The following is a 14,796-nucleotide window of genomic DNA, read 5'->3' on the forward strand; positions in this document are numbered from 1 at the left end:
TCAGCCGTAGAAGCCCGCCCTGGTAGCGACCCTGCCGCCGGGCGCAGGCTGAGCACATGGCACATCGTGAGGTACGCACCCCGGTTCCGCAGGACGTCGAGCGCGCGTGGGAGATCGTCCGCGCGACGTTGCCGCCGACCCCGCTCGTGACTGCGCCGCCCGGTCCCGCGCTCAAGCTGGAGACCATGCAGCCCACCGGCTCGTTCAAGGTGCGTGGCGCGCTCACCGCGCTGGCCGGTGCCGGGCAGGACGACCACGTGGTCACCGCCTCGGCCGGCAACCACGGGCTCGGCGTCGCGTTCGCCGCCACGCGGCTGGGCAGGCGCGCCACCGTCGTGGTGCCCGGCAACGCCTCACCCGCGAAGGTCGCCGCCCTGCGGGCCTTCGACGTCGAGCTGGTGCGCACCGGATCCTCCTACGCCGAGGCGGAGGCACACGCGCTGGAACTCGCCGCCCGCGGCGCCCGGTACGTGTCCCCGTACAACGACCCCGACGTGATCGCCGGCCAGGGCACGCTCGGCCACGAGCTGGCCACGCAGACCTCCGGCCCGCTCACGGTCGTCTGCGCCGTCGGCGGTGGCGGGCTGATCTCCGGCATCGGGCTGTGGGCGGCCGGCCGCGACGACGTCCGGCTCGTCGGCGTCGAGTCCGCCGCCGCTCCCTCCATGGCGGCGGCCGTGCGCGCGGGCCACCAGGTGCCGATCGAGGTCGGTCCCACGCTCGCCGACGGCATCGCCGCGAACCTCGAACCGGGCTCGGTGACGATCGACCTCGTCGCCAAGCACGTCGACGAGCTGCTCACCGTCACCGAGCCCGAACTGCACGCGGCGCTGCGGCACCTCGCGAGCGCGCACGGCCTCGTCGCCGAGGGCGCGGGCGCCGCCGCGCTCGCCGCGGTGCTGGCCGGGAAGGTCCACACGGAGCACCCGGTCGTGGTCGTGGTGTCGGGCCGCAACATCGCACTCCCAGCACTGGCGGAGGTGCTAACCTCCAGCCACTCGTAGGGGGAACCGGGAGGAATCGGGTGTCGGGGACGTCTCAGGGGGAGGGCGCCCGGATGCGGCTGCGCCCTCCGCGCAATCAGGTCGACCGCAGGGCCGTGGCGTGGTGGCGCGCCGGAATCCTCGTGTTCTGGGCGGTTCCCGTGCTGGTGCTCGTGGTGCTCGGCATCCTGCTGCCGGGAGCGCGGTTCTGGTTGCTCGCTCCCGCGGTGGCGATCATGGTGGTGATCGTGCCGCTCGCGATCGGCATGCCGCTGTGGTGGTACCGCGTACACCGCTGGGAGGTCACCGACGAGGCCGTCTACACCCGCACGGGCGCGGTGTGGCAGGAGTGGCGCGTGGCGCCGATGTCGCGCATCCAGACCGTGGACACCCAGCGCGGGCCGCTGGAGCAGTACTTCGGGCTGGCGACCGTCACGGTCACCACCGCATCGGCCAAGGGCGCCGTGAAGATCCCCGGTCTGGACCACGAGCTGGCCTCGGACCTCGTGCGGCAGCTGACCGAGACCACGCACGCGACACCCGGTGATGCCACGTGACGACCTCCGAGGTCGCCTGGCAACGGCTCGACCGGCGCACCGTCATCGTCAACACCCTCAACGCCGCGGGCGTGTGCGTCGTCGCCGGGGTGCCGACCGGTATCGGTGTCGGCGGCGCGACCTCGCCCTGGCTCGCGTTGGCCATAATCGTGCCGGCCGCGCTGCTGATCGTCGGCGTGGTGGCCCTCGCCGACCACCTGCGCTGGCACAAGACCCGCTACCGCGTGCTGACCGACCGCGTCGAGCTGCACAAGGGCATCCTCGTGCGCTCGCGCCGCTCGCTCTCCCGCGAGCGCATCCGCAGCGTCGACCTCACCGCGAACCTGTTGCTGCGGTTCTTCGGCCTGGTGACCGTCAAGATCGGTACGGGCGAGCAGACCGGAACGGGAACCTCGCTGGCGCTGTACCCGGTGAGCAAGGCCGAGGGGGAGCGGCTGCGGACGGAGCTGCTCGACCGCACCCCCTCCGGGACAGGGGACGGTCGCCGCAACGGTGTGCTTGCGGCCATCGACCTCGGCTGGGTCCGCTTCGCGCCGATGTCCTTCGTGACGCCCACGCTCGGCGTCGCGGCGTTCGGCGCCGTGCTCCAGGTCGCCGAGTGGTTCGGCCTGCAGGAGGGCGTGATCACCTGGACGATCGACCGGATGCGGGACCTGCCGCTGGTGGCGGCCATCCTCGTGCTCGTGGTGATCGGCATGGTCGTCGGCGTCATCGGCGCGACCGGGCTGTTCGTGGAGATGTGGTGGCAGTACCGCCTCGAACGGGAACCCGGCGGCACCCTGCGGGTGCGCAGGGGACTGCTCACGTCCCGCTCGATCTCGCTGGAGGAGCGGCGGCTGCGCGGCGTCGAGCTCGTCGAGCCGCTCGGCAACCGGCTCGTGGGCGCGGCCAGGGTCGACGCCGTCGCGACGGGCCTGGCGAAGCAGAAGGAGAGCGAGAAGACCGACCACAAGACCCTGCTGCCCTCGGCGCCGAGGGACGTGGCGGACCGTGTGGCGGCGGAGGTTCTGCGTGAGGACGTGTCGCCGACCTCGGCGGTCCGGCTGCGGCCGCACCCGGTCGCGGCGCGCGGCAGGCGGGTCCGCTGGGGCCTCGCGTGCGTCGCCGCGGTGGTGGCGCCGCTGCTCGTGCTGGGCTGGCTGCTCTCGGTGGAGGTGCTGCTGCACCTGGCGTGGATCTGCGCGGTCGTGCTCGTCCCGGTCGCCGTCGTGCTCGCGATCGACGCCTACCGCAACCTCGGCCACGGTCTCACCGGCGACTACCTCGTCGCACGCAGCGGCACGGTGCGCCGGGGCACGGTCGCGCTGCAACGCCGCGGGGTGATCGGCTGGACGGCCCGGCAGTCGATCTTCCAGCGCCGCAAGGGCCTGCTGACCCTCACGGCGACCACCGCGGCCGGCACGGGCGCCTACTCGGTCCACGACGTCGGCGAGAGCGACGGGCTCTCCTTCGCCGAGTCGGCCGTTCCCGATCTCTTCGGTCCCTTCCTCGAACGCGGCTAGTGTCGGTGGCATGCGGCATGCCTTCGACGCGGACTTCGACGTCCCGCCCGGTTACCTCAACACGCCCAGCATCGGCATCCCACCCGCCCACGTCGCCGACGCCGTCGCCGAAACGGTCGCGCGCTGGCGCACCGGCGCGGACGCGCCGCCCGACTTCGACGCCGCCGTGCACACCTCGCGGGAGGGGTTCGCGACGCTCACCGGCGTGCCAGCCGACCGGGTCGCCATCGGCGGGAGCGTGTCGCAGGCGATCTCGGTGGTCGCCGCGGGCCTTCCGGACGGCGCCAGTGTGCTCGTGGCCGAGCAGGAGTTCACGAGCGTCACCTTCCCGTTCGCGGCGCATCGGCACCGCGGCGTCACCGTTCGGGAGGTTCCCCTCGCCGACCTTCCGTCCACAGTGGAGGGACACGATCTCGTCGCCGTGAGCGTGGCACAGTCGGCGGACGGCGCCCTGGTGGACCTCGCCGCGCTGCGCGACTCCGCCGCGTCCGCCGGTGTCCCCGTGCTGCTCGACGTGACCCAGGCGGCGGGCTGGCTGCCGCTGGAACTGGAGTGGGCCGACTGGGTTGTCGGTGGTTCGTACAAATGGCTGCTCGCGCCGCGAGGGGCCGCGTGGCTCGCCGTGCACCCGCGCGTGCTGGAGCGCGGCGTGCCCGTCGCCGCCAACTGGTACGCGGGCGAGGACCCCTGGCAGGCCGTCTACGGGCTGCCCCTGCGGCTCGCCGAGGGCCCGCGCCGCTACGACCTCTCCCCGGCCTGGCTCTGCTTCGCCGGTGCCGCGGTGTCGCTGCGGTACCTCACCTCGCTCGACCGCAAGGCCGTCCACGCCCACTGCACGGGACTCGCCGACCGTCTCCGGTCCGGGCTCGGCCTGCCGCCCGCCGGCAGCGCCATCGTCGCACTGGCCGTGGAGAACGCGGGGCCGCGCCTGAGCGAGGCGGGGGTGAGGGCGAGCCTGCGAGCGGGCCGGATTCGCGTCGGTTTCCACCTCTACAACACCGTCGAGGACGTCGAGCGGGTGCTGGACGCTCTGGCGTGACGCGCGTCGACTACCGTCCGGTTGCGTGGCTGGACAGCAGCGGTACAACCCCGGAGTGAGCGACACCGCGCCGATGGGCGCGGTCCGGCAGCAGTATCCGCCGCCACCACCCCAGCGGCAACTCCGGCAGTCTCCGCAGCAGCCGGGCCGTGGCGGAGGGCCGAGCAGGCTGCTGCGGGGCGCGGGCCTGGTCGCCGTCGCGCTCGTGGCCGGGCTCGTGTGGTGGTTCGTCCGCTCGCCGGGAGAGGAGCCGCCGCCCACCGAACCGACGCAGGCGGCCGAGGACCCGCTCACCAGCGGCGAGTTCGACTACACCACCGTCGCGGGCCCCGAGGTGTCGGATGACTGCGCCGGCAATTCCTACGGCGACGTCGCGGACTGGTTCGCCGACCACCCGTGCGAGCAGGTGTCCCGCGCGCTCTACACCACGGAGAGCGGCGACGCCCGCGCGCTCGTGTCCGTGGTGGTGGTGACCATGCCCGACGCAGGCGGGGCGCAACAGCTCAAGGCCGTCACCGACACCGACGGCACGGGCAACGTCAACGACCTCGTCCGCGACGAGACGGTGTCGCTGCCCGGTGCGCCGAACGTCGCGCAGGGCGAGTACGAGTCCCGCGCCGAGGGCACCGAGGTGACCATCGTGGAGGCGGCCTTCTACGCCGACCACACCGACGACGAGCTGCTGGCGCGCATCGGCACCGACGCCCTCCGGCTGGCCGACGCCCACGCCTGACCCACCCACCAGGCCCGCCCGAATGCAGTGAAGGCCACCTTCACTGCGTTGAGCGCAGGCATGGTGGCCTTCACTGCGTTGAAACAGCACCGCGGCGCGGAGTAGGGGCAGGCCGGTGCCGGGGTGGGGTCACGTGCGGCCGGGCAGGGCCACCGCGGCGGGCTGCTCGCCCGCCTCCATCCGCCAGCTCGTGCAGCGGGTGGCGGAGCCGATCAGGGCCTGGGTGGCGAGTCTGCGCAGCGCGGCGTCGTCGGTGCGCTCCAGCACGCCGTGCCACGCCGAGGCCGCGTCGGTCTCGGCCGTGACGACCAGCCTGGCCGCCGACGCCTCGTCGGTCACCGGCTCCGGCGGCGGGTAGGCGGGCTCGGGCGGTCGTGGGTCGGCGCCCGCGCCGGTGAGCACCCGCTCGCACGCGTCGCGGCGGTCGCGGTGCGCGGCGGCGCCCGCGCCGAGGCCCTTCTCGAAGTCGGCGGGCAGGAACGCGCTCACGAGCCCGTACACCCACACGGCCGCGTGCTCGGCCGCGAGCGCCTGCTGCAGCGCGTCCACCGCCTCGGCAGGAAGCGACCCGGTCGACGGCCGCTCCACCTCGCCCGGTTGCCCAGCCCCCAGCTCGGGCGCCAGCTGCTGCACGGCGGCGCAGCCCGCCGCGACCGAGCCGACCAGGCCCGCGCGGTACGCCGGCAACCCCGGCACCAGCCCGGCGGCCCGCTCGCGCGCGTCCGCGAGGCGCCGCGCCAGCGCCGCGACGTCGGCCACGCTCCGCGACGGCGGGGTGCTCTGCTCTGGCCTCGGCTTGTTGAGCCGGTCTACCTCGGTGCGCAGCGCGTCGGCCTGCGTCGTCCTCGCCGTGGCCACCTGGCGGGCGAGCTCGGCGACGCCGGGGTCCGACCCGGCGAGCGCGCTCGCCGCGGCGGCGTCGGCCTCGGCCTGCTCGAGGAGGGGCAGCAGCGGGTCGGGGCTGTCGTCGTAACCGGTGTCGCAGGCGGAGGCGGTGGCCGCCACGGGGATCGCCAGGGCGGCCAGCGCCGCGCCACGCAGAAGGGCACGCCGGTTCAGCGGGGCACGGGAGGTCACGGTGAGCCATCCTGCCAGGCGGTGCCTGCTGGTCGGCGAGACCCGGCCCAGGCACGATAAGCTGGACCACCACTTCGAATAGGACAACAGGAGCATCACGGTGCCCAACGAACTCGCCAGCCGGCTGGAGCCCGTCGTGGCCGAGGCCGTCACGGCCGCGGGTTTCGATCTCGACGCGCTCGACGTGCAGCAGGCAGGCAGGCGCAAGCTGGTCAAGGTCGTCGTCGACGGCGACGACGGGGTCGGCCTCGACGAGGTCGCCGAGGTCAGCAGGGCGGTCTCCGCGGTGCTCGACGCCCACGACCACCTGATCGCGGGCGCGTACACCCTCGAGGTCACCTCACCGGGCGTCGACCGCCCACTCACCTCCCGGCGCCACTGGCGCCGCGCGAAGTTCCGCCTCGTCCGCGTCACTCCCACGGAGGGCGCCGAGTTCGTCGGCAGAGTCGGCGAGGCGGGGGAGAACTCGGCGCGGGTGCTCGTCGACGGGACCGTCCGCGACGTCCGCTACGCCGACGTGGCCAAGGCGGTCATCGAGATCGAGTTCAAGCAACCCCCGGCGGAGGAGCTCAAGCTGCTGGAAGCCGACGCCTGCGGCAAGATCGACGAGAACGCGGGACCGAAGGAGGAGTCGAGGTGAACGTCGACATCGCGGCGTTGCGCGCGATCGAACGCGACAAGGACATCCCCTTCGACACGGTGCTGGAGGCGATCGAGACCGCCCTCCTCACGGCGTACAAGCACACCGAGGGCCACCAGCCCCACGCCAAGATCGACATCGACCGCAAGACCGGCTACGTCCGCGTGCTCGCGCGCACCCTCGACGAGAACGGTGAGGTCGCCGAGGAGTGGGACGACACGCCCGAGGGCTTCGGCCGGATCGCCGCCACCACCGCGCGGCAGGTGATCCTGCAGCGGCTCCGGGACGCCGAGCACGAGAAGACCTACGGCGAGTTCTCCGCGAAGGAGGGCGAGATCGTCGCCGGCGTGATCCAGCGTGACGCGCGCGCCAACGCCCGAGGGATGGTGATCGTCCAGGTCGGTGACACCGAGGGCGTGCTGCCCGCCGCCGAGCAGGTGCCCGGCGAGTCCTACCAGCACGGCAGCCGGATCAAGGCCTACGTGGTCGGGGTGTCGCGCAGCGCGCGGGGCCCGCAGATCACGTTGTCGCGCACGCACCCGAACCTCGTCCGCAAGCTGTTCGCGCTCGAGGTCCCCGAGATCGCCGACGGCACGGTGGAGATCGCGGCCGTGGCACGTGAGGCGGGGCACCGGTCGAAGATCGCCGTCCGGTCGACCGTCCCCGGCGTCAACGCCAAGGGCGCGTGCATCGGTCCGGTGGGTGCGCGTGTGCGCAACGTCATGAGCGAGCTCGGTGGTGAGAAGATCGACATCATCGACCACTCCGACGACCCGGCCCGCTTCGTCGGGAATGCGCTCTCGCCCGCGAAGGTTGTGTCGGTCAAGGTCGTGGACGAGCGCGCCAAGACGGCGCGGGTCGTCGTCCCCGACTTCCAGTTGTCCCTGGCCATCGGCAAGGAAGGGCAGAACGCGCGCCTCGCCGCGCGGCTGACCGGATGGCGGATCGACATCCGCAGCGACGCGGCTCCGGAGGCGGGCGCCGGCCAGCGGCCGGTCACGCCGGACGAGTCGCCACACGCGGCGGCAACCGGTTCGGCTGAGTGACAGGCCACGGGCTAAACTGGGAAGTGGTGCAGCGCCCGCGGTCGGATTCCGCACGCCAGGGTCACGGAGAGACACCGATCCGTACCTGTGTGGGGTGTCGACGGCGGGCGTTGATCAGCGAGCTGCTGCGCGTGGTCGCGGTGGACGGGGCACTGGTCGTCGACGAACGTCGGCGCCTCCCGGGACGCGGTGCTTGGTTGCATCTCGATCCGGGGTGTCTCGCCAAGGCCGAACGGCGGCGGGCGTTCCCCAGGGCCCTCAGGGTCCAGGGGCCGCTCGAGGCCGAGGGCCTGCGGCAACACCTGGAGCGGTTCGCGAAGAGTGAGGACACGGGACCTTCCCGGGTCCGAGTCGGAACAAGGAAGCAGGTCGACCCGTCATGAGTCAGCCGTGAAGCTGAAGCCATGAACGCGCGACGATAGGACGAGGTCTGCGGGTGCTGCCTGTCAGACCTCATCAGTTGAGGAGAGCAGTGGCAGGCAAGGCCCGCGTGCATGAGCTCGCGAAAGAGCTCGGTGTCACGAGCAAGGAAGTACTCGCCAAGCTGAAGGAGCAGGGCGAGTTCGTGAAGTCAGCGTCGTCCACCGTCGAGGCGCCCGTCGCCCGTCGGCTGCGCGACGCGTTCGCCGCCAGGGAAGGCAAGGGTGGCCGCGGTGGGCGGTCGTCCGCTGCCGGTGGGAACGGCTCCGCGCCCGCCGCGAAGCCGTCCGGGCCGCAGCAGCAGGCGCGCCCAGGGCCCCCGGCTCCGAAGCCGGGTCCCAAGCCGGGCCCGAAGCCTCCGGCCCAGCGCCCGGAAGAGCAGGCCCCGGCGGCGAAGGCGGCTCCGCCCAGGCAGGAGCCCCAGCAGCAACAGCAGCAGCCCTCCGGCGGCTCGGTCGTTCCGCCGAAGCCGCAGGGCCCCAAGCCCGGTCCGAAGCCGGGCCCGAGGCCGCCCAGGGTGGGCAACAACCCGTTCGGCGTCGGCTCCGGTTCGCCGGCTCCGCGCCCGGCCCCGCCGCGTCCCGGCGGAGGCCAGCAGGGTGAGCGTGGCCCGCGTCCCGGCGGCGACCGCCCGGCGGGCGGCCCTCGTGGCGGTGCTCCCGGTGGCAACCGGCCGAGCCCCGGCAGCATGCCGCCGCGCCCGAACCCCGGCATGATGCCGACTCGTCCCGCCCGTCCCGCGGGCGGTCCCGGTGGCCGCGGTGGCCCCGGTGGCCGTGGTGGACCCGGCGGTGGCGCCGGTGCCGGCCGCGGCGGACCCCGCGGTGGCGGTGGCGGCGGTGGCGGTGGCGGCTTCCGCGGCGGTGGCGGCGGCGGCGGCGGCTTCCGCGGCGGCCCCGGTGGCGCTCCCGCCGGCGGTGGCGGTGGCGGCGGTTTCCGCGGCGGTCCCGGTGGCCGTGGCGGTCCCGGTGGCCGCGGTGGCGCGGCCGGCGCGTTCGGCCGTCCCGGTGGTCCCTCGCGCAAGGGCCGCAAGTCGAAGCGGCAGAAGCGCCAGGAGTACATGGAGAACATGCAGGCGCCGAGCGTCGGTGGCGTCCGCCTGCCCAAGGGCAACGGCGAGACGATCCGGCTGCCGCGGGGTGCCTCGCTGACCGACTTCGCGGAGAAGATCGACGCCAACCCGGCCTCGCTGGTGCAGGTGTTGTTCCACCTCGGCGAGATGGTCACCGCGACACAGTCCGTCTCCGAGGACGTGCTCGAGCTGCTCGGCACGGAGATGAACTACAACGTCCAGGTGGTCAGCCCCGAGGAGGAGGACCGCGAGCTGCTCGAGGCCTTCGACATCACCTACGGCGAGGACGCCGGTGACGAGGAGGACCTGCAGGTCCGGCCGCCGGTCGTGACCGTCATGGGTCACGTCGACCACGGTAAGACCCGCCTGCTGGACACGATCCGGAAGACGAAGGTCCACGAGGGCGAGGCCGGTGGCATCACCCAGCACATCGGTGCCTACCAGGTGGAGACCGAGCTGGAGGGCGACCCCCGGCTCATCACCTTCATCGACACCCCTGGTCACGAGGCGTTCACCGCCATGCGTGCCCGCGGTGCGCAGGCCACCGACATCGCGGTGATCGTGGTCGCCGCCGACGACGGCGTCATGCCGCAGACGGTGGAGGCCATCAACCACGCGCAGGCCGCCAAGGCGCCGATCGTGGTCGCGGTCAACAAGATCGACAAGGAGGGTGCGAACCCTCAGAAGATCCGGCAGCAGCTCACCGAGTACAACCTCATCGCCGAGGAGTACGGCGGCGACACGATGTTCGTCGACATCTCGGCGCGCGAGAACATCAACATCGACGGGCTGCTCGAGGCGATCCTGCTGACGGCCGACGCGGCGCTGGACCTCAGGGCCAACCCGGACATGGAGGCCCAGGGTGTCGCGATCGAGGCGCACCTCGACCGCGGGCGCGGTCCGGTGGCGACGGTGCTGGTCCAGCGCGGCACGCTGCGCATGGGCGACTCCGTGGTCGCCGGCGACGCCTACGGCCGTGTGCGCCGCATGGTCGACGAGTACAACCGCGACGTCACCGAGGCGACGCCGTCGCGTCCGGTGCAGGTCATCGGCTTCACTTCGGTGCCGCGCGCCGGTGACACGTTCCTCGTGGTGGAGGAGGACCGGGTGGCCCGGCAGATCGCCGAGCGCCGCCAGGCCCGCATCCGCAACGCGGAGAACGCGGCCAAGCGCAAGCGCGTCAGCCTGGAGGACCTGGACTCCGCGCTGAAGGAGACCAACACCCTCAACCTGATCATCAAGGGTGACAACTCGGGTACCGTCGAGGCCCTCGAGGCGTCGCTCATGCAGATCGACGTGGGTGACGAGGTCGAGCTCAACGTCGTCCACCGCGGCGTTGGTGGCGTCACGGAGAGCGACATCGACCTCGCGACGGCCTCCGACGCGATCGTCCTCGGGTTCAACGTGCGGGCACAGGGCAAGGCGACCGAGCGGGCCACCCGCGAGGGCGTCGACGTCCGGTACTACACGGTGATCTACCAGGCGATCGAGGAGATCGAGCAGGCCCTCAAGGGCATGCTCAAGCCGGAGTACGAGGAGGTCGAGCTCGGCCGCGCCGAGGTTCGCGAGGTCTTCAAGTCCTCCAAGCACGGCACGATCGCCGGTTGCCTCGTCGTCTCGGGCCAGATCAGGCGCAACGCCAAGGCGCGCCTGCTCCGCGACAACGTCGTGGTGGCCCAGGACCTGCCGGTCAACTCGCTGCGCCGGTTCAAGGACGACGTGGTGGAGGTCCGGGACGGCTACGAGTGCGGTCTGACGCTCGGCAGGTTCTCGGACATCAAGGTCGACGACGTGATCGAGACCTACGAGCAGCGCGAGAAGCCGCGCGAGTGACGTGGACGGATCGGCTGGGCGGGGACGCGAGTCCCCGCCCAGCGGTCTCTCGTGCGAGGGGTGACGACCGGTGTTCGTGGGTTCCCTTGAGCTTGATGTGCTGCTCGGCGACATCCGGTCGCTGAAGCAGAAGCGGTCCGCCCTGCGGCCGCTGCTCGCCGACGTGCGCAAGCGCTTCGACGTGTCCGTGGCCGAGGCGGGCCACCTCGATCTCCACCGGCGCGCGCTGGTTGGAGTGGCCGTCGTGGCGGCGGACGGCGAGCATGTGAGAGACGTGCTCGACGCGTGTGAACGCTTCGTCGCGGCACGACCCGAGCTGGAGCTGCTGTCGGCCCGCCGCCGGCTGCTCGGCCCGGATGACGACTAGTGGCTGGTTTGCGAAACGAGTAAGGGGGTGCGTCGTGGCCGATCAGGCTCGCGCACGGAGGCTGGCCAAGCGGATCGCGCAGATCGTCGCGTCCGCGCTCGAGCACGAGGTCAAGGACCCGCGTCTCGGCAACGTGACCGTCACCGACGCCAAGATCACCGGTGACCTGAGGGACGCCACCGTCTACTACACGGTGCTCGGCGAGAACCTCGACTCCGCGCCGGACTTCGCCGGTGCTGCGGCGGCGCTCGAGTCCGCCCGCGGCGTCCTGCGGACCAAGGTCGGGCAGGGCACCGGCGTGCGCTACACGCCGACGCTGACGTTCGTTCCCGACAACGTGCCCGCCGACGCGCGCCACATCGACGAGCTGCTCGCCAGGGCCCGCGAGGCCGACGCCGAGGTCGCGCGCCAGGCGACCGGCGCGAAGCCCGCGGGCGATCCCGACCCCTACCGCGTTCCCCGCGAGGAGAAGGCCGAGGACGAGTAGCGAGCCCCGCCTCGCTCCCGGGCCGCCGTGCAGTGAAGGCCACCTGCCTGCGCCCGCCCGTCTCCCTCCACCGCCCGGACGGAGACGCTGCGCGCCGCTGTGCCCGATTCCACGCAGTGAAGGTGGCCTTCACCGCGGGAGCGTGAGGCACCACGGCTGCCCGCTTCTCGCCCGTGCCGACGGCGCCGAAGGTTGGCCGCCGCGTCACGTCCCGTTCCGGCGGCGCTGGTCTTCGCGTTGCCCTGCCCTGGCTGGATGAGCCGGATCCGCCACGGCAGAGGGAGAGACATGGCTGAGAAATCGGACTTCGACCGTCGGCGCTTCCTGGCACTCGCGGGCGGTGGCACGCTCGCCACGGCGCTCGCCGTGGCCGGGGCGTCCTCGGGCCCGGTGTGGGCGACCCCGCGGTTCCGGGAGGACCCGTTCGCGCTGGGCGTCGCCTCGGGGGAGCCCACGTCCTCGGGTGTCGTGCTGTGGACCCGGCTCGCGCCCGACCCGGTGGCCGAGGACGGAACGGGCGGCATGCCAGGTAAGGCCGTCAACGTCGCGTGGCAGATCGCCGAGGACCCGCGCTTCCGCCGCGTGGTGCGCGCCGGGACACAGCAGGCGTCGCCGGAGCTCGCGCACTCGGTGCACGTCGAGGCCGAGGGACTGCGCCCCGACCGCGAGTACTGGTACCGCTTCCGCGCCGGCGGCGAGCTGAGCCCGGTCGGGCGCACGAGGACCGCCCCGTGGGCCGGCGCCGCGCTCTCGTCGCTCGCCTTCGGCGTCGTGAGCTGCCAGAGCTATCCGGACGGCTACTACACCGCCTACCGGCACCTGGCGGAGGAGGACCTGGACCTGGTGCTGCACCTCGGCGACTACATCTACGAGGGCGGCGGCCAGGGCAGCATCGGCCGGGGCCACCTGCCCGCGGCCGAGACGTTCTCGCTCACCGACTACCGGATCCGCTACGGCCAGTACAAGAGCGACACCGACCTCAAGGCCGCGCACGCGGCCGCCCCGTGGCTCGTGGTGCTCGACGACCACGAGGTGGAGAACAACTGGGCCGGCGACGTCTCTCAGGCCGACACCGAGCCGGACCAGGATCCCGCGGTGTTCCTGCAGCGCAGGGCGGCTGCGTTTCAGGCCTACTACGAGAACCAGCCGTTGCGCCGCGTGCAGCGCCCGCACGGGCCGGACATGCGGCTCCACCGCCGGGTGCCCTACGGCAGGCTCGCCGAGTTCACCATGGTCGACACCCGCCAGTACCGCGACGACCAGGCGTGCGGTGACGGCCTGCGCAGCGGCTGCGCCGACCGGCTCGACCCCACGCGCACGATGCTCGGTGAGGAGCAGGAGGCTTGGGTGCTGCGCGGCCTCGAGCGCTCGCGCGCGACGTGGAACCTCCTCGGCAACCAGGTGTTCATGATGCAGGCCGACCACCTCGACGGCGAGGAGCGGGGCTTCGGCATGGACACCTGGGACGGTTACGCGGCGGCACGGCGCGACCTCCTGGACGGGGTGCGGCGCCGGAAGGTCGACAACTTCGTCGTGCTCACCGGCGACGCCCACCGCAGCGTCGCCGCCGACCTGAAGGTCGACTTCGACGACCCCGACGCGCCCGCCGTGGGCACCGAATTCCTCGGCACGTCGGTCAGCTCCGGCGGCAACGGCCAGGACATGGACACGCTCGGCCACACCTGGCTGCGGGAGAACCCGCACATGCGCTTCCACAACGCCCAGCGCGGGTACATGCGCTGCGAGCTGACCCCGGGCCGGCTGCGCACCGACTACCGCGTGCTCGGCCAGGTGACCACACCCGGCGCGCCGGTCACCACGCGAGCGAGCGTCTACGTCGAGGCGGGCAGGTCCGGCGTCGCGCACGTGGAGGACTGACACCGCCCACAGGGCACTCTGGTCGCGCCCGCCCGTCTCCGGCCACCGCCGCGACCCAGTGCGCTACCAGCGTGCCCTGGGGGCGATCACCCGTCACTTCCGCGCGATCAGCACGTCGCGGACGATGGCCTGGTCCACGCGGTGGGCCAGGCCGTCGAACGGGCCGCCCTCGCGCACCGTGAGCCCCGCCTTGGTGAGGATCGCCGCCAGTTCGTCGCGCGTGATCACGTGCGTGTTCCACGAGATGCCCAGTGCGCCGCCGGTGCGCAGCACCCTGGTCCAGACCGGCACGGCCGCGGCGAGCAGGTCCCTCGGGCTCCGCGCCAGGCCCGCGTCCTGGGTCCGGCTGCCGTGCTGCACGCCGTAGGGCGCGTCGGTGACCACCACGTCGGCCGAGCCGCGGCGTAGCAGCTCGTCGGTGTGCAGCGTGTCGCAGCTGAGGTAGGTGAGCGTGCGCGTATCGCCCGCCTTGTACTCCTCCTTGGTGGCGGCGTAGGAGATGTCGAGCCGCCTGCCGAGGCGGACCTTGTTGCGGCGCAAGGAGGTCGCGTCGGCGGTGTGCTTGATCCGCTTGGTGCGCAGCCAGGTCTTGATGAACTGCTGGTAGGCGTCGAAGTCCTTGCCGTCGACGTCGAGGCCCGTGGCGTCGTAGCCGTACATCATCGCCTGGTTGAGCGTGGTTCCCCTGCCGCACAAGGGATCCAGCACGTGCAGGCGCCCGTCGAGCAGCGCGCGAGGACGGTCCGTGGCGAGCACGGTGAGGTTGAGCAGCAGCTTGGTGAACAGCTCGTTGGTCTTGCCCGTGTACTTCTGGATCGTCAGCAGGTCGGAGTCGAACCGGTCGCGCGGGGCCAGCGCCAGCGGCCGCAGCAGTTCGCCCGCGACCTCGAACAGCACGTAGGCCGACGACAGGTTCGACAGCGCCGCGACGTCGTCCCCCGTCAGCGCCGAGGAGGTGGTGAACGTGACGTAGTCGGCTCCGCCGATCGTGCGCACGCCGACGTCGGCCACGTCCGTCGAGACCACCGTCTCGCCGAACACGGTCAGCTCGGCGCACAGCAGGCGGCTCGACGTCTCGGTGTAGACGCGGTTGGCCGACGGCAGGATCAGGATCGCGTACTCGGGCATCGGATAGAGACTAGCCAGCGACCCGCGGCGTCCC

14 protein-coding genes are annotated in these 14,796 nt (G+C 72.6%); 12 read left to right on the top strand and 2 right to left on the bottom strand.

What is annotated here, in order from left to right; translation table 11 throughout:
• Window positions 1-56: 56 nt before the first annotated feature.
• The 5 genes from DI005_RS26090 to DI005_RS26110 all read left to right on the top strand — a co-directional run bounded on the left by DI005_RS26090 (window position 57) and on the right by DI005_RS26110 (window position 4,814).
• Window positions 57-1,004: a threonine/serine dehydratase gene (locus DI005_RS26090; RefSeq protein WP_113643938.1), complete on the top strand. Its 948-nt coding sequence runs from the start codon at window positions 57-59 to the stop codon at window positions 1,002-1,004.
• Window positions 1,005-1,057: 53 nt separating this feature from the next.
• A complete protein-coding gene (locus DI005_RS26095) occupies window positions 1,058-1,540 on the top strand; it encodes a PH domain-containing protein (RefSeq protein ID WP_112268269.1) in 483 nt (160 codons plus the stop codon).
• A complete protein-coding gene (locus tag DI005_RS26100; protein ID WP_113643939.1) occupies window positions 1,537-3,042 on the top strand; it encodes a PH domain-containing protein in 1,506 nt (501 codons plus the stop codon). Before DI005_RS26095 ends, DI005_RS26100 begins: the two co-directional genes overlap by 4 nt.
• 10 nt (window positions 3,043-3,052) lie before the next feature.
• Complete coding sequence (locus tag DI005_RS26105) at window positions 3,053-4,081, top strand: aminotransferase class V-fold PLP-dependent enzyme (RefSeq protein WP_112267260.1); 1,029 nt, start codon at window positions 3,053-3,055, stop codon at window positions 4,079-4,081.
• Between the two features lie 73 nt (window positions 4,082-4,154).
• Window positions 4,155-4,814 (top strand): hypothetical protein, encoded by a 660-nt coding sequence (locus DI005_RS26110; protein ID WP_369973626.1) that lies wholly within the window; start codon window positions 4,155-4,157, stop codon window positions 4,812-4,814.
• A 129-nt stretch (window positions 4,815-4,943) separates the two neighbouring features.
• On the opposite strand, the gene DI005_RS26115 is transcribed toward DI005_RS26110, so the two are convergent.
• On the bottom strand, window positions 4,944-5,891 hold the full coding sequence (locus DI005_RS26115; RefSeq protein ID WP_233520321.1) for a ferritin-like domain-containing protein: 948 nt from the start codon (window positions 5,889-5,891) through the stop codon (window positions 4,944-4,946).
• A 100-nt stretch (window positions 5,892-5,991) separates the two neighbouring features.
• Between DI005_RS26115 and rimP the strand changes: the two genes are divergently transcribed.
• The 7 genes from rimP to DI005_RS26150 all read left to right on the top strand — a co-directional run bounded on the left by rimP (window position 5,992) and on the right by DI005_RS26150 (window position 13,634).
• The gene (gene rimP, locus DI005_RS26120) at window positions 5,992-6,531 is read left to right on the top strand and encodes a ribosome maturation factor RimP (protein WP_112267259.1); all 540 of its coding nucleotides are present in this window, start codon (window positions 5,992-5,994) and stop codon (window positions 6,529-6,531) included.
• On the top strand, window positions 6,528-7,577 hold the full coding sequence (gene nusA, locus DI005_RS26125; RefSeq protein WP_112267257.1) for a transcription termination factor NusA: 1,050 nt from the start codon (window positions 6,528-6,530) through the stop codon (window positions 7,575-7,577). Before rimP ends, nusA begins: the two co-directional genes overlap by 4 nt.
• 140 nt (window positions 7,578-7,717) lie before the next feature.
• Window positions 7,718-7,960, top strand: coding sequence for a YlxR family protein (locus DI005_RS26130; protein ID WP_233520324.1), 243 nt, complete (start codon window positions 7,718-7,720; stop codon window positions 7,958-7,960).
• Window positions 7,961-8,049: 89 nt separating this feature from the next.
• Window positions 8,050-10,902, top strand: coding sequence for a translation initiation factor IF-2 (gene infB / locus DI005_RS26135; RefSeq protein ID WP_113643940.1), 2,853 nt, complete (start codon window positions 8,050-8,052; stop codon window positions 10,900-10,902).
• A gap of 70 nt (window positions 10,903-10,972) precedes the next feature.
• On the top strand, window positions 10,973-11,269 hold the full coding sequence (locus DI005_RS26140) for a DUF503 domain-containing protein (RefSeq protein ID WP_112267253.1): 297 nt from the start codon (window positions 10,973-10,975) through the stop codon (window positions 11,267-11,269).
• A 34-nt stretch (window positions 11,270-11,303) separates the two neighbouring features.
• Window positions 11,304-11,756, top strand: coding sequence for a 30S ribosome-binding factor RbfA (gene rbfA, locus DI005_RS26145; protein WP_113643941.1), 453 nt, complete (start codon window positions 11,304-11,306; stop codon window positions 11,754-11,756).
• A gap of 288 nt (window positions 11,757-12,044) precedes the next feature.
• Complete coding sequence (locus DI005_RS26150; protein ID WP_113643942.1) at window positions 12,045-13,634, top strand: alkaline phosphatase; 1,590 nt, start codon at window positions 12,045-12,047, stop codon at window positions 13,632-13,634.
• A gap of 93 nt (window positions 13,635-13,727) precedes the next feature.
• Here the strand turns inward: DI005_RS26150 and DI005_RS26155 are convergent, their stop codons facing one another.
• Window positions 13,728-14,762: a TRM11 family methyltransferase gene (locus DI005_RS26155; RefSeq protein WP_113643943.1), complete on the bottom strand. Its 1,035-nt coding sequence runs from the start codon at window positions 14,760-14,762 to the stop codon at window positions 13,728-13,730.
• Window positions 14,763-14,796: the final 34 nt, after the last annotated feature.

It is taken from the genome of Prauserella sp. PE36 (genome assembly GCF_003311655.1).
Classification (GTDB): domain Bacteria; phylum Actinomycetota; class Actinomycetes; order Mycobacteriales; family Pseudonocardiaceae; genus Prauserella_A; species Prauserella_A endophytica.

Excerpts from the sequence above, each read along its gene's own strand:
- DI005_RS26090 (WP_113643938.1), top strand. The coding sequence starts at position 57 with ATGGCACATCGTGAGGTACGCACCCCGGTTCCGCAGGACGTCGAGCGC.
- DI005_RS26095 (WP_112268269.1), top strand. The coding sequence starts at position 1,058 with ATGCGGCTGCGCCCTCCGCGCAATCAGGTCGACCGCAGGGCCGTGGCG.
- DI005_RS26105 (WP_112267260.1), top strand. The coding sequence starts at position 3,053 with ATGCGGCATGCCTTCGACGCGGACTTCGACGTCCCGCCCGGTTACCTC.
- DI005_RS26110 (WP_369973626.1), top strand. The coding sequence starts at position 4,155 with ATGGGCGCGGTCCGGCAGCAGTATCCGCCGCCACCACCCCAGCGGCAA.
- DI005_RS26150 (WP_113643942.1), top strand. The coding sequence starts at position 12,045 with ATGGCTGAGAAATCGGACTTCGACCGTCGGCGCTTCCTGGCACTCGCG.
- DI005_RS26155 (WP_113643943.1), bottom strand. The coding sequence starts at position 14,762 with ATGCCCGAGTACGCGATCCTGATCCTGCCGTCGGCCAACCGCGTCTAC.